The sequence below is a fragment of the Streptomyces sp. NBC_00090 genome (assembly GCF_045160815.1).
GTDB lineage: Bacteria > Actinomycetota > Actinomycetes > Streptomycetales > Streptomycetaceae > Streptomyces.
The window spans coordinates 815,722-838,633 of the sequence record NZ_CP108224.1 but is presented as its reverse complement, the minus strand read 5'-3'; the positions used below and the strand labels follow the sequence as shown (position 1 = coordinate 838,633).

Here is a 22,912-nt window from a genome sequence, read left to right as displayed (position 1 = left end):
ATCGCGTGGAGGTTCCGGGCCGGGGTGGCCGACCATTGCAGTACTACTGAACTTGATTGGGTGATGTCGGAGCTGTTCGCCTGACAACTCCTGGCCAGCTCCGTTCGCCCTGGACCGTGAGATACGCGCAGGGCGGCGGGTTGACCGACGCCGGGAGGGCCGCACGGGAGCGGATCCGGCTGCAGGCCGTGGAACGTTTCGAGGGCGGGGAGGAGAACCGGGAGATCGCGGCCGCGCTGCGGGTGTCGGAGCGGTCGGTGGAGCGGTGGCGTCGGCAGGGGTGGGAGGCGGGAGCGTCCGGGGTCCGCTCGAAAGGATCGCGGGGCGCCCAAGACTGAGTGAATCGCAAGTGGTCATGCTGAAGCGGGAGTTGGAGCGCGGACCGCTCGCCCATGGCTGGCCGGACCGGCGATGGACGCTGGCCCGGGTGAAGACGCGCGGCATCCCGGCCATCCGGTCCCGCCGCGGACCTCGGCGTCGGCGGCCGGCGAAACTGCACGCGGACAAGGGTACGACTATGACCACCTGCGGCGATGGCTCCGCCGGCGCGGCATCCACCACCACGTTGCCAGTAGGGGCGTCGAGTCCTCACAGCGGCTGGGCCGACATCGCTGGGTAGTCGAGAGAACCGTGTCCTGGCTGGCAGGCTGCCGGAGACTCCACCGCCGATACGAATGCAAGGCGGAGCACTTCCTCGCCTTCGTCGGCATAGCTGCGGTCCTGATCGGCTACCGCCGACTTGATGGATGAGCCGGCCGGCTGGGGAGTGGGGGTCAGCCAACGCTTGTGTTGTCGGTGGCAGCCCGTAGGGTGCGCTCGTCTTCAACGAGGAGGTTCCGTGGGATTTTCGGGCCATCTGGTCTTTGCTTGTAGCGAGCGTCCGCTGCTGGAAGCACCCCTGTTCGACACCATCGATCAAGGGCTGAAGGAGGCCGTCCATGCGTGGTGGCCGCGGCCGGGTGGCTGGCAGACCCTACAGCTGGATCAAGGAATCTGGGAGGACGACTACCTACTTGCCTTGGTCGAATGGACTGGTGCACCGGTTTGCGTCGCAGACGTCTCCGACAGCAGCATTGCGCTCGTGACCGGCCTGGCCGGCAACGGGCAGCGTTGGCAGGCGTGGCTCAACCTGGACGACGCCGCGGCACTCCTAGTCGAGGAGCCGGAGGACCTGGACGACGTGAGCCTGTGGGTGGACACCCCTGAGTTCGACGCGGCCGTGAGACGCAAGCGCGGAGCTCGATACGGAGGTGCCGGCCGACGCTGGAGGCGCTCTCATGTGGGCTTCGGCGGCTGGCGTCCAGACCTCGGCGCAGCAATCTCGGATCGAGGAGCTGCTGCGTGCGCGGGAGACCTTCGCGGAGGACCTGTTCAGCGCGGTGCTGGACGAGTTGGGCTTCCCCAAGGCCCCCCAGCCCTCACCGCAGCCATAAGAAGCGACCTCTGAAGCGGCACGGGTCGTCGTGGCAGCAGCCGGCCCGCCGGGCGATCCGGTCAGTTCCCTCGGCACGGAGTCTGCCGACGGCTTCGGCCAGTCCGGGCCAAGGGGCGGCTCCGTCGTCGAGCAAGTTCTGGTGCCGGGCGGACCAGATGGCCCAGAGCAGGCGCGCGGAGGAGCTTTGGCTTCGGAAGACCTCAAAGTCCGCGCCTCCCTGAAGTTCGGCCAGGGCGACACGTGCCAAAGTGCTGTCGTCTCGATCGAGTACGGCTTCCAGGTCATCGCGGTTCATGCGATCAGTCTGCTGGGCCCGCCGCCCGGCATATGCGGAGGCCGGTCAGGTAAGCGACAGCACTTGGCGGTGGGCGATCAGGCAGCAGGGGAGCTTGAGGAAGGCTTCGTGGATGTCGGCTCGTCGTTCCCATCGGACACGGATTCGTTTGAAGCCGTGAAGCCAGGCGAACGTGCGCTCGACGACCCATCGGTTGATGCCCAGCCCGCTGCCTTGGGGCGTGCCGCGTCGGGCGATGGCGGGGATGATCCGGCGGGCCCGGACCTGGTCACGGTAGATGTCGTGGTCGTAGCCGCGGTCGGCGAACACGGACTGGGCTTGCGGCGTGGCAGGCCGGGCCTGCCCCGGACGGGCGGGATGGCATCGAGGAGGGGCATGAGCTCCGAGGTGCCCATGTGGTGCTCCACCTCGTAGGTCTCGTCCTCACGGAGCGGGACCTGGATGTACCAGTCGGCCTCGAAGCGGTCGGTCAGCCGCTGGAGAAGCAGGTACTTCCTGCTCCTCAGGCCGGCGAACATCGCTTCGACGGTGGGGGATCGGGGTCGCGCTCGATTCGTCCGTCCTCCAGCGCAACCAGTCCGACCGTTTCGAGACCCTGCCTGCGGCGCCCTTCCAGGAGCCACGTCTTCTCCTGATCGGTCAAGAGGGGCGGCGGTACGGGCGGCCCGTCAGGGTTGTAGACGGCGATGGGGTCGTCCCGGTCGGACCACGAACCCACCGTCCACAGCCGGTAGACGTGGACGCCGCCCTCGGGCAGCGGCACGGCGAGGGTCTCGAGAACGTCCTCCACCCTGCCCCCTTTCGCGCACGTCGTAGAGTTCACGCTCGTCATGGCCGGTCGGACAGCACCTAGGCGGGTCGACACGTCAGCCTGTTTGCGTTCGGCACCCTCATGGCGACATCGCAGGAGTTGAGCCGGAGAGACTCGGCGGAACAGCAAGTCGTCCGGGCAGCCGGGAGGTTCTCCGCTGCGCGGGGCCGGATCGGCGTCTCGACGGAGTCGTCGACGACACGCTCACTGTCGAGCAGCGCGACGAGTCCCCATTGCCTATCGCCGATTGGCCAGGGAGAACCCCTGACACCCCGGCTTGTTACACCCGTCCGCCATGCTCTCCGACCCCCGTGGAGCGCGCGACGGGTGGCGATGCTGTACCGCTCCCTGCGCCACAAGGACGGCCGTAGCGCCGCGGCGGTCGCTCAGAGGTGGCCGGCCAGGAACTCCCGCACCTCGGCGGTGGTCATGGGCCCCGTCCCGTGTGCCACCGCCTCTCCCTCCTTCAGCAGGACGTAGGACGGGGCTCCGGTGATCCCGTATCGCTCGGTCGCGGCCGGGCAGCGCGTGATGTCGGTGCGGACGGCCGTCAGGCGGCCCGTGTACTCGTCGGCGATGCCACCCACGACAAGATCCATCGCCCGGCAGGGCTCGATTGCCTTGGGCCATGTCCCGGTGAAGTATGCGAGGACCGGGACTTCGCTCATCCTGAGGATGAAATCGAATTCCGCGTCCTCACGGGGTTGGTGAACCCGCTTCGCCATGGAAGCTCCTGACCTCGTGTTCCGTCGTTCCACCCCCCATCATCCCCCGCGCGGTGCGGCAGGCCGGCCCGGCGGCACGGGTCGTCTCCTCGTCCCCTTCCTGGGGGAGTGCGCGGCCCCCGACCTGCCCCTGGCGGACGCGAAGCAGGGCGATCCTTCGACCCTTCGCCCTTGTGGCGAACTGGAAACGGACCGTGGTGAACGAAGACGCCCCCGACCGGTCACTGATGTCGGCGGGTGTTGAGGCGGGCGGCCTGGCGTGTCAGGTGGTCGCGCTCGGCGAGGTTGGGTGCCTTGTGGGCCGCCTCGGCGTACAGCCGCGCCGCCGTCGCCAGGTCGCCGTCGCGTTCGTGGAGGTACGCCGCCACCGCGGCGTGGCGGGGCAGTGAGGCGTCCAGCGTCGCGAGCGCCGCCAGGCCGGCGCGCGGTCCGTCGGCCTCCCCGACGGCGACCGCGCGGTTCAGCCGGACGACCGGGTTGTCGGTCAGGCGTGTGAGCTCGTCGTACCACTCGACGATCTGCACCCAGTCGGTCTCCTCGGCGGTGGGCGCGTCGGCGTGGAGTGCCGCGATGGCGGCCTGGGCCTGGAACTCGCCCAGCCGGTCGCGGGCGAGGGCCGTCTGGAGGATGCCGACGCCCTCGGTGATCAACGCGGTGTCCCACCGGCCGCGGTCCTGCTCGGCGAGCGGCACCAGGCTGCCGTCGGGCGCGGTCCGGGCGGCCCGCCGGGCGTGGTGGAGCAGCATGAGGGCGAGCAGCCCGGCCACCTCGGGGTGGTCGATCGCGGCCGCGAGCTGCCGGGTGAGCCGGATGGCCTCGGCGGCGAGGTCGACGTCGCCGGAGTAGCCCTCGTTGAAGACGAGGTAGAGGACGCGCAGCACGGTGGCGACGTCGCCGGGCCGGTCGAAGCGCACGCCGGAGACGGTGCGCTTGGCCCGGCTGATGCGCTGCGCCATGGTCGCCTCGGGCACCAGGTAGGCCTCGGCGATCTGGCGGGTGGTCAGCCCGCCGACGGCGCGCAGCGTGAGCGCGACCGCCGATGCCGGGGTCAGCGACGGGTGGGCGCACAGGAAGTAGAGCTGGAGCGTGTCGTCCACCGCGGGCGCCGGCCCGGGCGCCGGCTCCTCCTCGACCCGGTCCTCACGCCGGCGGCGGGCGGCGTCGGCGCGCGTCGCGTCGAGGAACTTGCGCCAGGCCACGGTGACCAGCCAGCCCTTGGCGTCCCGAATGGGGTCTTCCCTGCTCGTGTGAGGCCGAGAGCCTGGGGAAGGGGCGTCCGGCCAGACCCGGAGCGCCTCGACCAGAGCGTCCTGCACGGCGTCCTCGGCCGCCGCGAAGTCGGCTCCGCGGCGGACGAGGACGGTGAGGACGCTCGGCGTGAGGCTCCTGAGCAGGACCTCGTCCATCGGCGACGTCACTCCGTGATGGTGGGCGGCGCGGCCAGGAACGGGCGCACCTCCAGCCACTCGTGGATCGGCTTGCCGCCCGCCCCAGGGGCGGCCGACAGCTCCCCGGCCAGCTCGACGGCGCGCTCGTAACTGTCGACGTCGATGATCATCCAGCCGGCGATGAGGTCCTTGGTCTCCGCGAACGGTCCGTCGGTGACCGGCGGGCGCCCCTCACCGTCGTAGCGGACCCACGCTCCCTCGGGGGCGAGCGCCTGACCGTCGACGAACTCGCCTGTCTTCTCCAGCCGGGCCGCGAAGTCGTTCATGTACTGCATGTGCGCCGAGATCTCCTCCGGGCTCCACTGGTCCATCGGTACGTCGTTGACCGCGGCCGGGGCGCCGCGGTAGTGCTTCAGCAGCAGGTACTTGGCCATCGTGGTTCTCCTCGGTGCTCGTGCGACCCATTGTGGTCGCGTTCACCCCGGGGACGGAGCCGGACGCGGGTTCTCGACATCGCCGTCCGATTTCTTTTCGGCTCTAGGGCGTGTGTCGAAAGTCCCGCCTGCCCGGCGGCGCCCGGCACGCACGCTCGCCGCGTTGTCGGGATCGCCCCGATACATCCAGTATCGGGGCGACCCTCCGCCTTGCGATCGCACGCACCGGACACCGCCGGGCCTGCCCTTCGGGCAGACGGCGCTACTTTCGACACACGCCCTAGTGGAGGAGCCTGGGTGAGCCGTCCCGCGGTGTCCGGGTCCACAGCTGATGCCGGGGATCTCGCGTATCGCGGGCGTATCGAGAACCGCATACGCCACCACAACAGCCGTCCACCTCCAATGGGGGCATGGACCACAACACATCCCTGTCAGCACCGCCGCGCCGCACGCACAGGATCGTGCTCCTCGGCCTGGCGGTCCTCGGCGCGGTGAGCGCCGTGTACGTCGTGCGGCGGCCGCTGATGATGTCCGCTCCGATGTGCATGGCCGGGCGGTGGCACGGCTGCTTCGATACGTTCAACGGTGTGGTGCTCATGACGTTGGTCGCGCTGCCGCTGCCCGCGCTGGCGGTGTGGGCTCTGGCACGCCGACGGCGTGCCTCCGGCGTCGCATCGGCGTGGCGGATGTCGCTGGCCGAGGTGGGCATGGCCTACGGGACGGTGCCGTTCCTGTGGATGACCATGATGCCGGGCGCCGGGGCCGGCACCGTCCCCGGCGTGGTGAGCCTGCTACCGCTGCGGGACCTGCTCACGATGGGGCCGGGCGGGATCGTCGGCAACCTGCTGATCTTCGCGGCGCTGGGGTTCTTCGCCCCGATGCGGTTCGCGGCGCTGGCGTCCCTGCCGCGGATCCTGGCGCTCGGTGCGGGCTGCTCGGTCCTGGTCGAAACCGCACAGTACGGCCTGCGGCTGGACCGGGTGTCCTCCGTGGACGACGTACTGGTCAACGCCGCCGGCGCCGTACTGGCCGCGCTGGCGTCGCGCCGCTGGTGGCGCACTACGGCGGAAACGCCGTCGGACCGGCCTCGGCCCGCGCCGGCACCGGCGGGCTGAGTCGCCTGTCCCGTGTCCCGTGTGCCACGACTCGCACACGTCTTCGCACGTCTTCGCACGTCTTTGCACCCGTCTTCGCAACCGTCCCTGCACTTGTTTTTGTATACGTCGGCGATATGTCGTGCTGCTTACGCTTCAGGAATGCGCGTACTGATCGTGGAGGACGAGCCCTACCTTGCCGAAGCCGTCCGTGACGGTCTGCGGCTGGAGGCGATCGCCGCCGACATCGCCGGCGACGGCGACTCGGCCCTGGAGCTGCTCAGCGTCAACTCCTACGACCTCGCGGTCCTCGACCGCGACATCCCCGGCCCCTCCGGCGACGAGGTCGCGCGGCGCATCGTCGCCTCCGGCAGCGGCATCCCGATCCTCATGCTCACCGCCGCCGACCGGATCGACGACAAGGCCTCCGGGTTCGGGCTCGGTGCCGACGACTACCTCACCAAACCGTTCGAGCTGCGGGAGCTCGTCCTGCGGCTGAGGGCGCTCGACCGCAGACGCGCGTACGCCCGGCCGCCGGTCCGCGAGATCGCGGGCCTGCGGCTCGACCCCTTCCGCCGGGAGGTCTTCCGCGACGGACGCTACGTCGCGCTCACCCGCAAACAGTTCGCCGTGCTGGAAGTCCTCGTCGCCGCAGAGGGCGGGGTCGTCAGCGCCGAGGAGCTGCTGGAACGGGCCTGGGACGAGAACGCCGACCCCCTCACCAACGCCGTGCGCATCACCGTCTCCGCACTGCGCAAACGGCTCGGCGAACCATGGATCATCGCCACGGCGCCCGGCGTCGGCTACCGCATCGACGCCGGCCCCGACACCGCCACCGACGCCGGCCCCGACACCACCCGCCCCGGCAGTACGCATGCGTAGACGCCCCGGGATCAGCGTCCGGCTGAAACTCACCCTCAGCTACGCCGGGTTCCTCGCCGTCGCCGGCGCTCTCCTCCTGGCCGTGGTGTGGGTCTTCCTGCTGCGCTACGTACCCGACACCTCCCAGGGTCTGCTCGGGATCTCGCCCAACCGCTACCTCCTTGTGCGCACCTTCGCCCCCGCCGCGGCCGTGGCGATGGTCTTCCTGCTCGTGTTCGGCCTCGTCGGGGGATGGATCCTCGCCGGCCGGATGCTCGCACCACTCACACAGATCACGGATGCGGCACGGACGGCCGGGAACGGGTCGCTGTCCCACCGGATCCGCATGAAGGGCCGCCAGGACGAATTCCGTGAACTCTCCGACGCGTTCGACTCGATGCTCGAACAACTCGAGTCCCACGTCGCCGAGCAGCAGAGGTTCGCCGCGAACGCCTCCCACGAACTGCGCACCCCGCTGGCGATCTCGCGGACGCTCCTCGACGTCGCCCGCAAGGCCCCCACACGGGACCGGAGCGAACTCATCGAACGCCTGCACGCCGTCAATACGCGGGCGATCGACCTCACCGAAGCCCTCCTGCTGCTCAGCCGCGGCGACCGCGGAACCTTCACCCGCGAGAGCGTCGACCTCTCCCTCATCGCCGAAGAAGCCGCCGAAACGCTGCTTCCCCTCGCCGAACAGCGCCGGATCACGCTCGACGTCACCGGCGACGTCACCGGCGGGGCAGCCCGGACCAGCGGCTCCGCGGAGCTCCTGCTGCGGATGGTGACGAACCTCGTCCAGAACGCCATCGTCCACAACCTCCCCGTCGACGGCACCGTGACGGTCCACACCGAGGCGCACGGCGACACGAGTGTGCTGCGGGTCGAGAACACGGGACGTCGGCTCCCGCCGGAACTGGTCCCGACCCTCACCGAACCCTTCCAGCGCGGAACGGAACGCGTACGCACCGACGAGCATGCCGGCGTCGGCCTCGGCCTGGCCATCGTGCACAGCATCGTCCGCGCCCACGAAGGGACCCTCGACCTCGTCCCCCGCCCCGACGGCGGTCTCCTCGTCACGGTCCGACTTCCCGGCACGCCGACGTCGGCATCGCACCCGAGGGGGGCCCACTAGGGGGGGTGTCCGACGGCCGCTTCTGCCGGACTCTCCGGCACGCCGCCGGGGCACGCCGGCCCGGCCATGGGCAGAATGAACCGCTTTGGCCCAGGGGATTCCGCGAGCCGCGACGAGTCCTGCGGCGTCCGGCGGTCGTACTGTCGAAGCCGTCACCGAGGAGGACTTCTGATGCGCAGCGTGACCTATTCGATGAGCGTCTCACTCGACGGCTACATCGTCGGGCCGGACGGCGGCTTCGACTGGACGGTGCCCGACGAGAAGGTCTTTCGCTTCTGGATCGACGAGATCCGCGAGGTCGGCGTTCACCTGTTGGGACGACGGCTGTACGAGACGATGCTGTACTGGGAGACGGCCGACCAGGATCCCTCGCTCGACGACGCGATGCGTGAGTGGACCTCGCTCTGGAAGCCGCTCCCGAAGGTGGTGTTCTCCACCACCTTGTCGGCGGTGCAGGGCAATGCCCGCCTGGCCTCCGGCGGCCTGGCGGAGGAGATCGAGCGGTTGCGAGCCGAGCCGGGGGAGGGCGACATCGCGATCGGCGGCGCCACCCTCGCCGCCGAGGCGGCCGCGTCGGGGCTGATCGACGAGTACCAGGTCATGGTCTACCCGGTGCTGGTCGGCGGCGGCATTCCGTTCTTTCCCCGGCACGAGCGCCGGGTGGATCTCGAACTCGTCGAGACCCGCACCTTCAGCTCGAAAGTCGTCTACCTCCGCTACCGCGTGGCGCGCTAGGGGGCGTGTCGAAAGTAGCGCCGTCCGCCCGAAGGGCAGGCGGGACTTTCGACACACGCCCCAGCTCCCCGACCGCCCCCGATCCGCGGCCATGTGCGCCGCTTCCAGGCAAACCTTGCGCTCACGGGTGATCAGGCCCGTCTGCGGTGGGTACACATCGGGAGCCGTTCCCCGCACCTCGTGCCGACCGCAGCAGAGGAAGATCTCATGGACCTGTCTCCCCGTCGCGACTCGGCGGACGTCATCGTCGTCGGCGCCGGCCCCGCCGGCTGCACCGCGGCCCACCACCTGGCGCTGGCGGGCCACGACGTCCTGCTCCTGGAGAAGGCGACCTTCCCCCGGGACAAGGTCTGCGGAGACGGCCTCACTCCGCGTGCCGTGAAACAACTCGTCGACATGGGAGTCGACATCGACGGGGAGGGCTGGGTCAGAACCCAGGGCCTGAGGGTGCACGGCTCCGGCACCACGGTGGAGATGCCCTGGCCCGACGTGGCGTCCTTCCCCGACTTCGGACTCGTACGCAGCCGGATGGACTTCGACCATCTGCTCGCCCGCAAGGCCGTGGCGGCCGGCGCACACCTCCTGGAGGGAACCAAGGTCACCGGCCCGGTCATCGACGCGACCACCGGCCGCGTCAGCGGCGTGGTCGCCCAGCGGGACGGCGCCCCTCGCACCTACCGGGCGCCGCTGGTGGTCGCCGCCGACGGCGCGTCGAGCCGCCTGGCCGTCGCACTCGGCCTCCATCAGCGCAGGGACCGGCCCATGGGCGTGGCCGTGCGCCGCTACTACACGGCGCCGCACCGCGCCCAGGACCACCTGGAGGCCTGGCTCGACCTCGAAACCCGCGACCCGCGCGGGCGGACCTACATGCCGTTCGGCTACGGCTGGGTCTTCCCCGTCGGCAACGGCTCCTTCAACGTCGGTCTGGGCACCTTCCACATCGGACGCAAACCCGAGCTCGACCACCGCCAGCTCTTCAGGGAATGGACCGAGCGACTGTCCCCGGCCTGGCCCTTCGACGAAGCCCATGCCACCACCCCGCTGCGCGGCGCGCCGCTGCCCGCGGGCCTGAACCGGCGCCCCCAGTACACCCGCGGCCTGTTCCTGACCGGCGACGCCGGAGGAATGATCAACCCGCTCAGCGGCGAAGGCATCGACTACGCGATGGAGTCCGGCCGCCTGGCCGCCGACACCATCACCCACGCGCTCAAGCAACCCACCGCGCGCATGCGCGAGGAAGCCCTGCTCGCCTACCCCGACGCGATCCGCGCGGCCTACGGCCGCTACTTCACCGTGGGACGCCTCGTCGTCCACGCCCTCAACCACCCCCGTGTCATGAAGGTCGTCGCCACGAAGAGCCTCCACCGGCCCGTCCTCCAACGCTTCATCTTCAAACTGTGGTCCAACCTCACCGACCCGCACAGCAGCGACGCTCTCGACCGCGTCATCACCGCCATTCAGCGGGCGGTCCCGGCAGCCTGACCATCCGTCCGCCGCCTTCCCCCTCCGCCGCCCGCGGCGAGACTGTCGCGCCGTCGTTCGGCTGCTCGGGGGAGGCGGGGCACCTGACGGCGCGCCGGGCGCGCTCGCAGATCAGGCGCCCTGCCGGGCATTGCGCGAGAATTCCTCCATGCTGACTGCACTGCCGCCCGCCCTGGGCGTCGAGGGCGTCGAGGGCGGGGTGCCCGGGCCGGCCGCCGGACGGCGCCCCGGCCACGGCCGCCGGGTCCCGAGGACGGGCGCTGCCACATGATGCGCGGATCCGCACTGCGACGCAGTCGCGGCTTTCGGGCCGGATCCACCCAGCTGCTGTTCGCCCTCGTCGGAGTGGCTCTGGGGCTCGCCCTGCCGGGCATCGACCGAGGACCGCAGGTTTCGGCGCGACTGGTGATCGACATGCTGGTGGCGCTGGGCTTCGGCGTGCTCGGCGCCATCGCGGTGATCTTCTCGTTGCTGATCCTGGTGGTGCAGTGGGCCCACACCACCTTCTCGCCGCGGTTGACGCTGTTCCGCGAGGCCCCGATCGTCTGGCGGAGCTTCGCCTTCGCCGTCGGCCTTGCTCTTTTCTGCGGTACGGCAGCCCTGGCCATCGGCTCGGGCGACCAGGTGTCGCTGACCGTGCCGGTCCTCACCGGGCTTCTGCTGCTCACGCTGCTCGGCCTGCTGCGGAGGCTGCAGGTGACGGCCTTCACCTCCGTCCAGCTCGCGCCGGTCCTTCAGTCGGTCAGCGACCGTGGCCGCCGCATCCTCGAGAGCCTGTACTCGAGAAGCGGCGGCCAGGTGACGTCCGACCCGCTTCCCCCGCTGAGCTCGACGGTCACCTGGCCCAAACCCTTCGCCGTACTCCAAGAGGTCGACGCGGAGCAGCTGCTCACCACCGCCCGGGCAGCGAACGCGGTCATCGTCCTGCACGCCGTCCCGGGCGCCACGCTGCCCCACGGGGCCGCCGTCGCCGACGTGCACGGCGCACAGCTGCCCGCGGCGGCGGTCCTGGACGGACTGATCACCGGATCCGAGCGGACCTTCGAGCAGGACCCCCTGCTCGCCTTCCGGCTGCTGGCCGACATCGCGCTTAGGGCCCTGTCCAAGGCGATCAACGACCCCGCCACCGCGGTCCAGGCGCTGGACCACCTGGAGGACCTGCTCACCGGGCCCGTTGCCACCCATTCCGGCCGACCCCTGCGGCTCACCGACCCCGACGGTGTGGTGCGCATCGTGGTCGAGTTGCCGGACTGGGAGGACTTCCTGCGCACCGGCGTCGACGACGTCATCGCGGCCGCCGGGAACGCGCCGATGGTCCTCACCCGCCTGCGGACCTTGGTGAAGCACCTGATGTCCCAGAGCCCCCCTCACCGCCGGGAGCTCCTCACCCGCCGACTGGCCTGGGTCGAGGAAGGACTCGCGAGCGGCTTCCCCACCCTGTGGCGGGAAGCGGCGGGCGATGCCGGCGGCCCTGCCGAGCACCGCGACGGGCGATGACGGCAGGGCCGCTGGGATCGGCACCCGCAGGGAAGAATCGGCTGGTCACGTCTTCGACAGGCGAGGAGCAGCGCACAGCGCCCAGATGACGATGACGTCGATCGCGATCAGGAGCATCGCCCAGAACGGGTAGTAGGGCAGCCACATGAAGTTCGCGATCAGGCCCAGACTCGCCAGCGCGACGCCGATCATCCGCGCCCACAGGGCGCCCTTGAACAGGGCGATGCCCGCGAGCACCATGATGATGCCCAGGATCAGGTGGACCCAGCCCCAACCGGTCAGGCTGAACTGGTACACGTAATTGCGGGTGGTGACGAATATGTCGTCCTTGGCGATGCCGGCGATCCCCTGGAACAGGGTCATCAGCCCTACGAAGATCATGAGGACTGCGGCGAAGACCACCCATCCTCCGACGGTCGTGCCGCTCCCGGCGGGGCTCTGCGTCGGCCCGCCGTGCCGGGTTCCGCTCATGTTGCTTGTCATGGAGCTCTCCTTGGATACGGATGATCCCCCGGACGGCCCCTCCCTGCGGCTCATGGGCACGTGGCTCTGCGGCTCATGGGACCGTGGCTCTGCGGCTCATTCTCATGGAGACCGCCCGCCGCCGGCCGGGTCGATCCGCCGCCCGCCGACGACGGGAGGAGTAACGGTCACGAGCCGAGGATCCGGCTCTTCTGAGCCGCGAACTCGTCCTCGGTGAGGATGCCCTGCTCCTTGAGCTCGCCGAGCTCCTTGAGCTGGGCGATCTTGCTGCTCATGTCGTCGACCGGTGCGGCGGGCGCAGGTGCCGGAGCCGCGACGGGTGCGGGTGCCTGCTGGGGCGGCGCCGGGTTCTGCTCGGCCCAGCGCCCCGCCTGACGTCGAGAGACGCGGTTGGAGACGGTGGTCGCCGTCCCGGCCACCACTGCGGTGCGCGCTATCCCTCGAAGAAGTCCTGGCATGACGGTTTCTCCTTGCCTCTGCGCGAGTGGATCTGTCCCTCTCAGGCGGCGTCACTGCCGCCCGTCGCGGTCTCCACGGCGTCGAGCGAGGCCAGGAGGGCTTGTACGGGGATGCGTCCTCCGGCCACCATTTGGGCGCCGCCGCGCCGCAGAGCGCGTGCGAAGGGAGCGGCCCAGACGTTCTCGTACACCAGGATCCCGGCCGAGCTGCCGGGCTGCAGTGCCGCGCCGGCCTCGACGGCGTCGTCCTCGCCCAGGATCCCGGACGAAGCGCCCTCGAACACGGTCAGGTCGAGTTCACCGTCGCCGTCCAGATCCTTCAACTCCACGACGACGACGCTGCCGTCCATGTCCTTCCGCACGAACAGGAGGTCGAGGATGCGGATGATGCCCTTGTCGACCAGGTCGAGGAGCAGTGGGAGGCCTTCGCCCGTCATACGGCTGCCCGGGAACTCGACAACCAGATAGTCGATCGGTCCCATGTCTTCGAAATCATCGCTCATGACCACTCCACACACCCTGCTCGGGATGACGTGACAGCGTCGGCCTTGCCCGCCGTCGTGTTCGTGGAAGGCAAGGTCCGACGGTGCTTTCCTCACCATTGCAGCAGCAGCCTGAACGCTTCGCACCTTTACGGAGGGGCGCCTTCGAGAAGTCCCGGGGTCAGCGGACCGACCGGTCGGCGCGAGGTGCCGGAGACACGTCCTGCCGGCCGCGGTCACGCAGGGTGTACCCGCCGTCGACGACCTTCGCGGCGGCGGCGGGTGCCATGCACTTGGTGAGTGACGGCTCGCCCTTCTTCGTGGCTCCCGACAGCCCGATGCGGGCCTCGCCCCGCTCCGGGACGAGGAAGCTCACGCCCATGCGGGTGCGCGGCTCCAGCATGGTGAGCCAGGGGTGGCCGGGGCTGGTGCGGACCAGCCGGCCGGTGACGGTGGCGGTGGGGCCGCCGGTGGTGAGGCAGTCGACCTTGAACTCGCCCCAGTAGAGCTCGCCGTCCTGGAAGTGCGAGATACGGAAGGTGCCCCAGGAGTGCTGCGGGATGCTGCCCACGGTGTAGGTGGAGTGGGCGTCGACGGACACCCGTACCTCCTGGTCCGCGACGGGGTAGTCCATGCGAGCGTCGCCCTTGAGGGAGGAGACGGTGACGGCCCCCGACGCGGGCGCCGCGACGGTGAGGAGCGCGGGGGCGGGCGCGGCGACGGCGACGGGCGCGGCGACGGCGGCCACGAGGGCGAGCAGGGCGGTGGCACGCAGGGCCTTGTCCAACATGAGGAGCTCCGATCGGGGGTCGTCCGGGTACCACCCGATCGTCCCCAACAGCCCTGCTCCCGGGCATCGTTCGCAGGCATCGTCCGTCTCCGCCGTGCGGCGGAGACGGAGGTCCGCCGTGGCGTCCCGTACGGACGGTCGGTGTCTGTCATTCCGGGCGGTTGAAGCGTCGTGCGGCCCACAGCAGGGCGACGGCGCCGCTCGTGAGGAGGAGGGCGGCTTCGAGGGGGAGCGGGGGTTGCCAGCCGGCCCATTCGATCCCGGGGGTCGCTTGCCGGCCGGGTACGCGGTGGGTGATGCAGCGGCGGAGGAGGTCCACCGCGTAGGCGAGGGGGTTGGCGTTGGCGAGTGTGCGGGCCCAGCCGGGCAGGGTGTCCAGGGGGAAGAAGCCGCCGGAGAGGAACAGCAGCGGCATCATCACCAGGCCGAGGAGCGTGTGGAACGTCTCGGCTCTGCGGAGGGTCACGGCCAGGGCCAGTGCCAGGGCGGTGATGGTGAAGGAGGCCAGGACCATGCCGGCGAGGAGCATGGCGAGGAGGAGCGGGTCGTAGGGCAGGCCCACCGCACCGGCGAGGCCGAGCAGTACGGCGCCCTGGGCCGTGGCGGTCAGGGTGCCGCCGGCGCAGTTCCCCAGGAGGAGGGTCGAGCGGCTGACGGGAGCCATGAGGAGTTCTCGCAGGTAGCCGCTCTGCCGGTCGGTGATCAGACGGATGCCGACCATGATGGCCGGTGTCTGCACCGTCATCATCAGCATGCCCGGGAAGAGATAGGTCTGGTAGCCGACGCCCAGGGAGGAGTGGGGGATGAGGGCGGCCAGCCCGCCCCCGAGGATGAGCAGGTAGAGCACGGGGTGGAGCAGCATCAGCGCGGTGTGGGCCCGCTGGCCGGCCAGTCGCAGCATGTCGCGGTAGATCAGGGCGTGGATCGCGCGCAGTTCGTGTCGCAGGCGGGCCGTCCGTTCGCCGCCAGAGGTGCCTGAGGTGCCAGACGTGTCAGAGGTGCCTGAGGCGCCAGTGGTATCTGAGGTGCCAGGGGCGTACGGGGTCCGCTGGATGTTCGTGGTCATCGGCCGCCGCCCGCCTCTGCCGTGGCGCCGGACGGTGTGTGGCCGGGCCTGGCGGCGTGGAGGCTGCGGCCGGTGTGGTGGAAGAAGACGTCGTCGAGCGTGGGTGGTGCCGCGGAAGCGGTGCGGACGGCGATGCCGTGGTGTTCCAGCGCCGCGCAGAGGCGGGGAATCCAGGCGCTGCCGTCCGGCACCCGCAGGCAGATCCCGTCGGTGTCCACGGTGATGGCGCGGTCCGGCGGCGCGATGCCGCGCACGACCCGTTGCGCTGTCGTGTCGTCGCTGGTGCGCAGCACGACGCGGTCGTCTCCGATCGCGGTCTTCAGCGCGAGCGGCGTGCCCTGTGCCACGAGGCGGCCGCGGTCGATGATGCCGATGCGATCGCAGTTCTCCGCCTCCTCAAGGTAGTGGGTCGTGACGAAGAGCGTGCTGCCGTGCCGGTCGCGCAGCGCGCGCAGGTGCTCCCAGACCTGTACGCGGGCGTGCGGGTCGAGTCCGGTGGTCGGCTCGTCCAGGAACAGCACGCGGGGGGAGTGCAGCAGGGCACGGGCGATCTCCAGCCGCCGCCGCATGCCGCCCGACAGGGTGCGTACCGGGGAGCGCCGCCGGTCGGTCAGCCCGGCCGTCTCGAGTACCTCCGCGGCGCGTCGGCGGGCGTCGTGGCGGCGCATTCCGTAGAGGCGCGCATGGATGTGCAGGTTCTGTTCGGCGGTGAGGTCCGCATCGAGAGTGCTGTGCTGGAAGAGCATGCCGACGTGCCGCCGTACCTGGTGGGGTCGGGCGAGCACGTCGGCGCCGGCGACCGTGGCGTGCCCGGCCGTGGGGCGGGCCAGCGCGCACAGCAGGGCGATGGTGGTGGACTTCCCCGCGCCGTTGGGGCCGAGGAAGGCGAAGGTCTCGCCCTGCGGCACGTCCAGGTCCAGGCCGCGTACGGCATGGGTGGTGGTGCCCTGTGGGCCCGGGTAGCTCTTGACCAGGCCGCGCGTGCTGATGGCGTACACGGGCTCGGCGGTGGGGGGTGTGGTGGCGTGTGGACGGGTGACGGCGGCCGTCGTGAGGGCTGCTGGGACGAGGTCGTCATCACCGGCGTGGAGCTGCATGGGGTCCGGTCCTCTCAGGCCGCCGCTCCGGCCGGTGGCTGTCCCGGGACAGCCACCGGCCGGATGGTGCCGGCTGTCCTAGGGCGTGTGTCGAAAGTGGCGCCGTCTGCCCGAAGGGCAGGCCCGGCGGTGTCCGGTGCGTGCGATCGCAAGGCGGAGGGTCGCCCCGATACTGGATGTATCGGGGTGATCCCGACAACGCGGCGAGCGTGCGTGCCGGGCGCCGCCGGGCAGGCGGGACTTTCGACACGCGCCCTAGGCGCAGCTGATGCCGATACAGACGGTGTTGAGGAGGGTCAGCAGGCCGACGCACTCGCACGTCGCGGCGAACGGCGCTCCGTCGACGCCGACGGGGTCGGTCTCCGGAAGGGCGTGGAGCCGGGCCAGCAGTTCGAGGTCCTTGTTCTCCATGGGGTTCTCCTTCTTTCTGTGGGCTGGCGACAGAGTTCCTGCCGCTCAGGCCGGCAACTGGACCATCCAGTGCCGGGGGTCGGCGTGACGGATCCGCAGGAGGAAGGCCAGGATTCCGGCGGATCCGTCGCTCCAGCTGGTCGAGACGTCCCCGTACTCGTTGGGGAAGACCACGTGGCCGTGGCGGTCGGCTCTCTCGCAGTGGATGAGGCGGGACAGGTCCTCGGCCGTGGTGCGGTAGACGGGATCACCTGTGGCGTCGGCCATGTCGAGAAGGAAGTCACCGTTGCCCGCCAGTCCGTGGCACTGGGCGAGGGCGGCGCGGGAGGCGCGTTCCGTGACGGCGTGCGTGCTGCGGCGGGCGAGGTCGCCGAACCTGTCGTCCCCGGTCGCCTGCCACAGCCGGACGAGGAAGGCTCCGATGCCCGCCGCGCCGTGGCACCAGTACGGGGCCGTGGGCGGGTCCTAGGCCTGGGCGGGCCACTGGGCTGCCTCGCCGGTGAGTACGGCGCCGGCCAGCAGGCTCTCGCCGGCCTCCACGGCCAGCTCCCTGTGCTCCGGGCGCTGCGAGACGGCCGCGGCGGCGAGGAGGAAGCAGCCGATGCCGGCCGTGCCATGGGCGAAGCCGAAGTAGCGCTTGCCGGCCTCAGGGGATGCGGTCTCCGGGGATGCGGTCTCCGGGGATGCGGCTGCCGGGGATGCGGCTGCCGGGGAAGCGGCCCCCGAGGATGCGGCCTCCGCGGGAACCGCCCAGCTCACTCCCGTCGCATCACGCCGTACGGCGGCGGCCAGCCGGTCGGCCGCGTCGACGGCCAGTTCGGCGAAGCGCGGATCACCGGTGCGGTGCCACAGGTGGAGCGCGGCCAGCCCGCTGCCCGCGGTGCCGTGGGTGATGTCGTGATGGGGCGTCACCTGCTGCGGGGCCAGCGCCAGAGCCAGTGCGTGGTCCGTGAGCCCGCGGTCGTCGAGGGCGCGCCCGGCGTCGTACAGCGCCCAGGCGGTTCCGCGGCCGCCGAAGTGCAGGCCGGGGCGGGTGGAGCGGATGTCGGTGCGGCCCGCGATCCAGCGGCCCGCGGTGGAGAGCAGCTCGGGGAGGCGGGCGTCACCGGTGAGTTGCCAGTAGCGCGTCAGTACGGCCAGGACACCGGCCGCGCCCTGCTGCACGGTGCACGGGTCGGTCTCCCCGGCCATGGTGGAGACGGGCCACAGCCGCCGGTCGTCCGCCGGAGTCATGGAGTCGATGAGGTGCTCCACGATCCCGGTCACCGCATCGTGCGGGCCGTCGGTCCGTGCCGGGCGGGGGAGGGGACGGTTCCCCGGTCGCGCCGGGGCCGCCCGCCGGAGAGCCTCGCGGGCCCTGGCCGGCGACCACCGCTCGGCGGGATCGTCCTTCATCAGCCCGAGGATCATCTCCGCCAGGCCGTCCGGCAGCCGGAGCGGCCCCGCGCAAGCGGTCAGCCATGCGGCGAGCCGCTGCTCCGCAGCCCTGGTGGGAGGCTCCTCGGGCAGCAGGTTCGGCACCTTCCCCGCCAGGACGAAGCACGCGGTGGCGCCGAGGCTGTAGTAGTCGGCGGTCGGCCGCACCGGTGCGTCGGCCAGACGCTCCGGGGCGCTGAAGCCGGGAGTTCCCACTCGGGTCGGCAGGGCGGCCTCGTCCTCCAGGACGGCGAGCTCCAGATCGATGAGGCGCAGCTCACCGTCCGGGCGCACCATCACGTTGGCCGGTGTGAAGTCCCGCAGGACGCAGCCGCGGGCGTGGGCCGCCGCGACCAGGTCCACCAGGCGCACGACCTGTGCCAGTGCGTCGGCGCGGTAGCGCTCGCCGCCGACATCGCGGAAGTGCTCGGCGACCCAGGTGCGCAGGGTGACGCCCGGCACCTCGTCCTGGGCCAGGAACAGGTGCCCGCCGTGCTCGAACAGCGCCAGCGGATCCGGAGCCAGCCCCAGACCGCTGAGCTTCTCCAGCGTCCGGGCCTCGGCGCGCAGCCAGTCGCGGACGTCGCAGCCGGAGGCGTCGGCCTCCACGTGCGGCCGGGCCTCCTTGATCACCACGGGGGCGCCGGTGCGGACGTCGCTGCCCCGGTAGACGCCGCCCTTGTTCGTGTGCCGGATCGCCTCCCGTACCGCGAAACGACCACCGAGCACCACCGGACCGCTCGCCGCGTCCGCCGATCGCGACGACGACGGGACGGGGACGGAGGCGGGGAACGGGCAGACCGCCCAGGAGGGCGGGGAGTACTCGCCGGTGCGCCTGTCCTCCACGGGATTGCCGTCGGGGTCCTCGATGAACCACACCAGCAGGCCGTCGTCCGACAGCCGCCGCCGGCCGACGAAGGAGCCGTAGCGGTAGTGCACCAGGGAGTGCGCTGCGTAGGGCCGGTCGGACAGGATCCGCGGACCGACCAGCCCCTCCGTGGCCCGGTGCAGCTCCCCGGCGAGCCGAGCCGCGTCGGCGTCGGAGAGCGGATAGACGGTGATGAACTTTCCCGAGCTTCCCCGCGGCGTGGCACGGGAGTTGAGCGCACTCACCTGCTCCAGCGACCGGGCGAACTTGAACGCCGACTCCGCCCGCAGCAACACGTCCAGTGCCCGTGCGAGGACCGTCGGCGCGGAGGCGGCCGTCGCCGACAGATGCAGCTTCCATCCCTGCTCGCGTCGCGGCTCGCGTCGCGTGCCGGACCCGGGCACGACACGGCACCACATCTCGTCCGTAGCGGCCGTCCAGCGCGCGCCCGTACCCGTGGCGTCCAGCGCCTGGAGGAGAAGGTCTTCCAGCTCAACTTCGGTTGCGTGGCTCGTCATTACGTGTCCCTCTCAACGGTGAGAACCGCTGGTCGGAACGTGCCCGATGACATATGCGGACCAACATGCACCCGCCCGGATTCACTTGATCCGGCGAGCGCACGGTGCTGCAGTCCCACCCATGGGCGCGCCCAGCGCAGAGGGAGGCGCACGGACGCCGGTGTGCCGGGCGGAGGCTCAGCGCAGGTCGAGCAGCATCACGTCATGGAGGTCCGCGACCGTCCCCCATGGCCGCGCCTCGCCGACCTTGCGGTATCCCCACGCCCGGTAGGCGGCCGACGCCGCCCTGCTGCCCGGGTGGACGTTCAACAACACCCGCTCGGCCTCCGTGCCGTCGAGCAGCGCCTCGTGCAGACGCCGCGCGATGCCCTGCCCGCGCCACGGTCCGCGCACGGCGAGTTCCATCAGCCCGAAGGTGCGGTGCCCGTCCTCCCGTCGCATGTCGTCGGGTACTGGCTCGGTCAGTTCGTCCCACCAGCCCGTGTCGGGGGCGAGCGGGTAGCCGTACGCCATGCCGACCGGCTCGCCGTCCTCGGTACGGGCCAAGGCGGCGCGGAAGGCGTGCCTGCTGGTCTGGGAGGGGAAACGGCGGAAGGCGGCGGCGACGTCGTCCTCGGTCTCGTTGTAGGGAGGCTCGGCGAACGCCTCGGCATAGATCACCCTGAACGCGTCCCCGGCCTGCGCTGCGGCTGATCCGTCCATGCGCTCTGTCGCGACGGTCTCCTGCTGCGTCATGTGATGCCCCCTCGTACGGTCTCGCGGATGCGCTCGCCGCACTCGCGGGCCGCGCCACTCACGTCCCGTGACCACGGCTCGCTGAAGCTTCTGGATCTTACCCGGCAGCCGCGGACCGGCCGGGGGACGGCCGGTCCGCGCACGATGTCACCGTCAGGGAGCCATCTCGTACGTGCCCGACAGGGCCTCGACGCGCTGCCAGACGCGCTCCGAGCGCGCCTCGTCCACGACGGGACGCCGTACCGCGCCCAGCGCCCAGAGCTGCTGCGGCTCGGTCGCGGAGTCCTTGCCGTGCAGCTCGACGGCGTGCGCGGAGAAGTCCCGTACGAGCACCGCGAACAGCTCGTCGAGCACGTCCTCGTCGAGGCCCGTCAGCGCCGCCTGCTCCAGGACGAGCTGGCCGTGGACGACCAGCGCGAAGAGCTGGCCGACGGCGAGCAGCAGGTCGAGGTCGCGGCTCTGCTCCTCGTCGGGCGCCACGGTGGCGACGAACGTGCAGAGGGCGTCGGCCTGTTCGCGGAAGCGGGCGATGTTGGGCAGGTGCGCGTACGCGTCGTAGGCGGCGCGCCAGTCGTGGAACCGCACCGACCCGAGGCCCCGGGCCGGCCCCTGGCGGAAGAGGAAGGTGTCGTCGGCCGCGTCGAGGCGGGTGGGGACGGGCTCGTAGGCGACCGGGTCGAGGAGGTGGTTGCGCATGAACTTGAGGATCAGGGCCAGGTTGACGTGGACCGTGCCCTCCAGCTTGGGCAGTCCGCGGATCTCGACGGCCGCCTGGGCGAAGTAGTTGTCCTTCTCGAAGCCCTTGGCGGCGATGACGTCCCACATCAGGTCGATGACCTTCTCGCCCTCCGTGGTCACCTTCATCTTCGTCATCGGGTTGAAGAGGAGGTAGCGGCGGTCGTCGGGACCGGCGGTCCGGAAGTAGTCGACGGCGCGGTCGCTGAAGTGCTTCATGCCGACGAGCCGGACGTACGCGTCGGTCAACTCGCGCCGCACGTGCGGGAAGGCGGTGACCGGGCGGCCGTAGAGGACGCGGTTCTGGGCGTGGGTGACGGCCTCGTACATCGCGTGCTCGCAGATGCCGATGGAGGCGGTGCACAGGTTGAACTTGCCCACGTTGACCGTGTTGAGCGCGGCGTCGAAGGCGGCGCGGCCGGCGTGCAGGACGTCCTCGGCGGCGACGGGGTAGTCCTCGAGGCGGAACTCGCTCACGTACTTCGACGAGTCGACGACGTTCTTGACGAGGTGGTACGCGGGGTGGCGGCTGTCGGCGGCGAAGAAGACGTAGCCGTCGGGGCCCTCGACATCGGTGCGGCGGCCGAAGACGGAGACGAGTCCGGCGGCGTTGCCGTTGCCGATGTAGTACTTGGAGCCGGTGGCCCGGAAGCCGCCGGAGCCGTCGGGCTCCAGGAGCATGTCGGTGGAGTAGATGTCGGCGCCGTGCGTCTTCTCGGAGAGGCCGAACGCGAACACCTCACCCTGGGAGAGGAGTTCGGCCGCGCGGGCGCGGGCCGCCGCGTTGTCGCTCTGCCAGACCGGGCCGAGGCCGAGGATGGTGACCTGCCAGGCGTACCAGTAGTCCAGACCGTAGAACCCGAGGATCTCGTTGAGGGCGGCGATACGGGCGGTGTCCCAGCGCTTGTCGGCCCCGGCCTCGCCACCTTCCGCGTCGGCGGCGGAGGACGGGGTGAGGAAGGTCGCGAACAGTCCTTCCTTGGCGGCGAAGGAGAGGAAGTCCCCGAGCCAGGCCCGGGACCGGTAGTCCTCGATCAGCCTCCGCTTGCCGCGCTCCTCGAACCAGTCGACGGTGGCTCGCAGCAGCCTGCGGGTCTCCGGGTCGAAGTGTGCGGGGTCGTAGGTCCGCGGGTTGAACAGCAGCGTGTCGGTCATCGGTGCCGCCTTTCGGCTGGGAGGTGAGGGCAGGGCAGGGCAGGGAAAGGGAGGTCGAGGGCTCGAAGGGGGCGAGGGGGAGTGGAGGGAGCGGGCCGATTTCACGAGCCGACGGGGCCCACGGAGCCCACGGAGCGGCGGTGGCGCGCTCAGTGCGAGGAGTCGAACCGGCCGAGGGTGGCGAGGACGTCGTCGAGCCAGGCGATCATCATCCGCTCGTAGGCGATGCCGCCGCGCAGCACGACGTGCTGGAGCTCGCGCTCGCTGTCGAGGGGCTCGCCGGGGCCCGGTGCGGGGGGTGCCCCGGAGCCGGTGAAGTCGCGTTCCTCGCCGGCGAGGTAGTGGGTGAGCCGGTCGGTGTGCGCCCGGCGGTGCCGCTCCACCTCGCGGATCAGGGCGGCCGGATCGTCGAAGGCCGCGCCCCGGATCTTGACGGCCAGGTCGTGCCTGACGCTCTCGGGCTCGATGGGCGCGTGCAGCCAGGTGGAGAGCGCCGCCCGGCCGAGGTCCACGACGGAGTACTCCTTCTTGTCCGGGCGGCCCTGCTGCGGCACCTCCCGGACGGCGATCCATCCGTCGCTCTCCATGCGCTTGAGCACCCGGTAGATCTGTTGGTGGGTGGCGGTCCAGAAGTATCCGATGGACCGCTCGAAGCGCCGGGCCAGCTCGTAGCCGGATCCGGGCTTCTCCAGGAGCGACACGAGGATCGCGTGTTCGAGCGCCATGGCCCCGATCTTGCTATGCAACTCGGTGCATAGCAAGATCGCCCACTCCGGTGAGACACGGCTCACCCGACCCAAGGCCCT

General features: G+C 70.9%; 23 protein-coding genes and 3 pseudogenes. 10 read left to right on the top strand and 16 right to left on the bottom strand.

All coding sequences use genetic code 11. From position 1 onward, the window contains the following. The first annotated feature begins 116 nt into the window (after positions 1-116). The 3 genes and pseudogenes from OG361_RS03715 to OG361_RS03705 all read left to right on the top strand — a co-directional run bounded on the left by OG361_RS03715 (position 117) and on the right by OG361_RS03705 (position 1,433). Complete coding sequence (locus OG361_RS03715) at positions 117-338, top strand: helix-turn-helix domain-containing protein (protein WP_405851829.1); 222 nt, start codon at positions 117-119, stop codon at positions 336-338. Positions 339-442: 104 nt separating this feature from the next. Beyond that, positions 443-750: pseudogene (locus OG361_RS03710) on the top strand (transposase); the annotation flags it as partial. 527 nt (positions 751-1,277) lie between these two features. Next, the gene (locus OG361_RS03705; protein WP_405851828.1) at positions 1,278-1,433 is read left to right on the top strand and encodes a hypothetical protein; all 156 of its coding nucleotides are present in this window, start codon (positions 1,278-1,280) and stop codon (positions 1,431-1,433) included. Between the two features lie 342 nt (positions 1,434-1,775). On the opposite strand, the pseudogene OG361_RS03700 reads toward OG361_RS03705, so the two are convergent. The 5 genes and pseudogenes from OG361_RS03700 to OG361_RS03680 all read right to left on the bottom strand — a co-directional run. Continuing rightward, positions 1,776-2,116, bottom strand: a pseudogene (locus tag OG361_RS03700) (transposase); the annotation flags it as partial. A 116-nt stretch (positions 2,117-2,232) separates the two neighbouring features. Next, positions 2,233-2,520: a hypothetical protein gene (locus tag OG361_RS03695; protein WP_405851827.1), complete on the bottom strand. Its 288-nt coding sequence runs from the start codon at positions 2,518-2,520 to the stop codon at positions 2,233-2,235. A gap of 407 nt (positions 2,521-2,927) precedes the next feature. After that, entirely contained in the window at positions 2,928-3,266 is a 339-nt protein-coding gene (locus OG361_RS03690) for a thioredoxin family protein (protein WP_405851826.1), read from the bottom strand. Between the two features lie 221 nt (positions 3,267-3,487). Next, positions 3,488-4,672 (bottom strand): RNA polymerase sigma factor, encoded by a 1,185-nt coding sequence (locus OG361_RS03685; protein ID WP_405862049.1) that lies wholly within the window; start codon positions 4,670-4,672, stop codon positions 3,488-3,490. Between the two features lie 8 nt (positions 4,673-4,680). Beyond that, entirely contained in the window at positions 4,681-5,088 is a 408-nt protein-coding gene (locus OG361_RS03680; RefSeq protein ID WP_405851825.1) for a YciI family protein, read from the bottom strand. Positions 5,089-5,498: 410 nt separating this feature from the next. On the opposite strand from OG361_RS03680, the gene OG361_RS03675 reads away from it, so the two are divergent. The 7 genes from OG361_RS03675 to OG361_RS03645 all read left to right on the top strand — a co-directional run bounded on the left by OG361_RS03675 (position 5,499) and on the right by OG361_RS03645 (position 11,892). Beyond that, entirely contained in the window at positions 5,499-6,203 is a 705-nt protein-coding gene (locus OG361_RS03675) for a VanZ family protein (protein WP_405851824.1), read from the top strand. 141 nt (positions 6,204-6,344) lie between these two features. After that, a complete protein-coding gene (locus OG361_RS03670) occupies positions 6,345-7,064 on the top strand; it encodes a response regulator transcription factor (RefSeq protein ID WP_405851823.1) in 720 nt (239 codons plus the stop codon). Continuing rightward, positions 7,057-8,178, top strand: coding sequence for a sensor histidine kinase (locus tag OG361_RS03665; RefSeq protein WP_405851822.1), 1,122 nt, complete (start codon positions 7,057-7,059; stop codon positions 8,176-8,178). Before OG361_RS03670 ends, OG361_RS03665 begins: the two co-directional genes overlap by 8 nt. A 171-nt stretch (positions 8,179-8,349) precedes the next feature. After that, positions 8,350-8,913: a dihydrofolate reductase family protein gene (locus OG361_RS03660; protein ID WP_384559751.1), complete on the top strand. Its 564-nt coding sequence runs from the start codon at positions 8,350-8,352 to the stop codon at positions 8,911-8,913. 207 nt (positions 8,914-9,120) lie between these two features. Next, the gene (locus OG361_RS03655; RefSeq protein ID WP_405851821.1) at positions 9,121-10,395 is read left to right on the top strand and encodes a geranylgeranyl reductase family protein; all 1,275 of its coding nucleotides are present in this window, start codon (positions 9,121-9,123) and stop codon (positions 10,393-10,395) included. Positions 10,396-10,543: 148 nt separating this feature from the next. Then, the gene (locus OG361_RS03650) at positions 10,544-10,666 is read left to right on the top strand and encodes a hypothetical protein (RefSeq protein ID WP_405851819.1); all 123 of its coding nucleotides are present in this window, start codon (positions 10,544-10,546) and stop codon (positions 10,664-10,666) included. Then, positions 10,663-11,892 (top strand): DUF2254 family protein, encoded by a 1,230-nt coding sequence (locus tag OG361_RS03645; protein ID WP_405851818.1) that lies wholly within the window; start codon positions 10,663-10,665, stop codon positions 11,890-11,892. The genes OG361_RS03650 and OG361_RS03645 overlap by 4 nt, the downstream gene beginning before the upstream one ends. A 45-nt stretch (positions 11,893-11,937) precedes the next feature. On the opposite strand, the gene OG361_RS03640 is transcribed toward OG361_RS03645, so the two are convergent. From OG361_RS03640 to OG361_RS03590, 11 genes and pseudogenes are all read right to left on the bottom strand, one after another. Further along, a complete protein-coding gene (locus tag OG361_RS03640) occupies positions 11,938-12,375 on the bottom strand; it encodes a hypothetical protein (protein WP_405851817.1) in 438 nt (145 codons plus the stop codon). Between the two features lie 167 nt (positions 12,376-12,542). After that, positions 12,543-12,833: an SHOCT domain-containing protein gene (locus OG361_RS03635; RefSeq protein WP_405851816.1), complete on the bottom strand. Its 291-nt coding sequence runs from the start codon at positions 12,831-12,833 to the stop codon at positions 12,543-12,545. A gap of 41 nt (positions 12,834-12,874) precedes the next feature. After that, positions 12,875-13,336: a DUF6325 family protein gene (locus OG361_RS03630; RefSeq protein ID WP_405851815.1), complete on the bottom strand. Its 462-nt coding sequence runs from the start codon at positions 13,334-13,336 to the stop codon at positions 12,875-12,877. 160 nt (positions 13,337-13,496) lie between these two features. Further along, complete coding sequence (locus OG361_RS03625) at positions 13,497-14,105, bottom strand: hypothetical protein (RefSeq protein ID WP_405851814.1); 609 nt, start codon at positions 14,103-14,105, stop codon at positions 13,497-13,499. Between the two features lie 148 nt (positions 14,106-14,253). Beyond that, positions 14,254-15,171: an ABC transporter permease gene (locus OG361_RS03620; protein ID WP_405851813.1), complete on the bottom strand. Its 918-nt coding sequence runs from the start codon at positions 15,169-15,171 to the stop codon at positions 14,254-14,256. Further along, a complete protein-coding gene (locus OG361_RS03615; RefSeq protein WP_405851812.1) occupies positions 15,168-16,268 on the bottom strand; it encodes an ATP-binding cassette domain-containing protein in 1,101 nt (366 codons plus the stop codon). Before OG361_RS03615 ends, OG361_RS03620 begins: the two co-directional genes overlap by 4 nt. Before the next feature lie 255 nt (positions 16,269-16,523). Continuing rightward, positions 16,524-16,679 (bottom strand): VenA family class IV lanthipeptide, encoded by a 156-nt coding sequence (locus OG361_RS03610; RefSeq protein WP_384153012.1) that lies wholly within the window; start codon positions 16,677-16,679, stop codon positions 16,524-16,526. Positions 16,680-16,724: 45 nt separating this feature from the next. Then, positions 16,725-19,481, bottom strand: a pseudogene (gene lanL / locus OG361_RS03605) (class IV lanthionine synthetase LanL). A 177-nt stretch (positions 19,482-19,658) separates the two neighbouring features. Then, complete coding sequence (locus OG361_RS03600; protein WP_405851811.1) at positions 19,659-20,216, bottom strand: GNAT family N-acetyltransferase; 558 nt, start codon at positions 20,214-20,216, stop codon at positions 19,659-19,661. Between the two features lie 153 nt (positions 20,217-20,369). After that, on the bottom strand, positions 20,370-22,106 hold the full coding sequence (locus OG361_RS03595) for an acyl-CoA dehydrogenase family protein (RefSeq protein WP_405851810.1): 1,737 nt from the start codon (positions 22,104-22,106) through the stop codon (positions 20,370-20,372). Between the two features lie 149 nt (positions 22,107-22,255). Then, positions 22,256-22,831 carry a PadR family transcriptional regulator gene (locus tag OG361_RS03590; RefSeq protein ID WP_405851809.1) on the bottom strand — a complete coding sequence of 192 codons (576 nt, stop codon included), beginning with the start codon at positions 22,829-22,831 and terminating at the stop codon, positions 22,256-22,258. Positions 22,832-22,912: the final 81 nt, after the last annotated feature.

Coding starts and splice junctions, on each gene's coding strand:
- OG361_RS03705 (WP_405851828.1), top strand. CDS start 1,278: ATGTGGGCTTCGGCGGCTGGCGTCCAGACCTCGGCGCAGCAATCTCGG.
- OG361_RS03690 (WP_405851826.1), bottom strand. CDS start 3,266: ATGGCGAAGCGGGTTCACCAACCCCGTGAGGACGCGGAATTCGATTTC.
- OG361_RS03685 (WP_405862049.1), bottom strand. CDS start 4,672: ATGGACGAGGTCCTGCTCAGGAGCCTCACGCCGAGCGTCCTCACCGTC.
- OG361_RS03680 (WP_405851825.1), bottom strand. CDS start 5,088: ATGGCCAAGTACCTGCTGCTGAAGCACTACCGCGGCGCCCCGGCCGCG.
- OG361_RS03675 (WP_405851824.1), top strand. CDS start 5,499: ATGGACCACAACACATCCCTGTCAGCACCGCCGCGCCGCACGCACAGG.
- OG361_RS03670 (WP_405851823.1), top strand. CDS start 6,345: ATGCGCGTACTGATCGTGGAGGACGAGCCCTACCTTGCCGAAGCCGTC.
- OG361_RS03665 (WP_405851822.1), top strand. CDS start 7,057: ATGCGTAGACGCCCCGGGATCAGCGTCCGGCTGAAACTCACCCTCAGC.
- OG361_RS03660 (WP_384559751.1), top strand. CDS start 8,350: ATGCGCAGCGTGACCTATTCGATGAGCGTCTCACTCGACGGCTACATC.
- OG361_RS03655 (WP_405851821.1), top strand. CDS start 9,121: ATGGACCTGTCTCCCCGTCGCGACTCGGCGGACGTCATCGTCGTCGGC.
- OG361_RS03650 (WP_405851819.1), top strand. CDS start 10,544: ATGCTGACTGCACTGCCGCCCGCCCTGGGCGTCGAGGGCGTCGAGGGC.
- OG361_RS03645 (WP_405851818.1), top strand. CDS start 10,663: ATGATGCGCGGATCCGCACTGCGACGCAGTCGCGGCTTTCGGGCCGGA.
- OG361_RS03640 (WP_405851817.1), bottom strand. CDS start 12,375: ATGACAAGCAACATGAGCGGAACCCGGCACGGCGGGCCGACGCAGAGC.
- OG361_RS03635 (WP_405851816.1), bottom strand. CDS start 12,833: ATGCCAGGACTTCTTCGAGGGATAGCGCGCACCGCAGTGGTGGCCGGG.
- OG361_RS03630 (WP_405851815.1), bottom strand. CDS start 13,336: ATGAGCGATGATTTCGAAGACATGGGACCGATCGACTATCTGGTTGTC.
- OG361_RS03625 (WP_405851814.1), bottom strand. CDS start 14,105: ATGTTGGACAAGGCCCTGCGTGCCACCGCCCTGCTCGCCCTCGTGGCC.
- OG361_RS03620 (WP_405851813.1), bottom strand. CDS start 15,171: ATGACCACGAACATCCAGCGGACCCCGTACGCCCCTGGCACCTCAGAT.
- OG361_RS03615 (WP_405851812.1), bottom strand. CDS start 16,268: ATGCAGCTCCACGCCGGTGATGACGACCTCGTCCCAGCAGCCCTCACG.
- OG361_RS03610 (WP_384153012.1), bottom strand. CDS start 16,679: ATGGAGAACAAGGACCTCGAACTGCTGGCCCGGCTCCACGCCCTTCCG.
- OG361_RS03600 (WP_405851811.1), bottom strand. CDS start 20,216: ATGACGCAGCAGGAGACCGTCGCGACAGAGCGCATGGACGGATCAGCC.
- OG361_RS03595 (WP_405851810.1), bottom strand. CDS start 22,106: ATGACCGACACGCTGCTGTTCAACCCGCGGACCTACGACCCCGCACAC.
- OG361_RS03590 (WP_405851809.1), bottom strand. CDS start 22,831: ATGGCGCTCGAACACGCGATCCTCGTGTCGCTCCTGGAGAAGCCCGGA.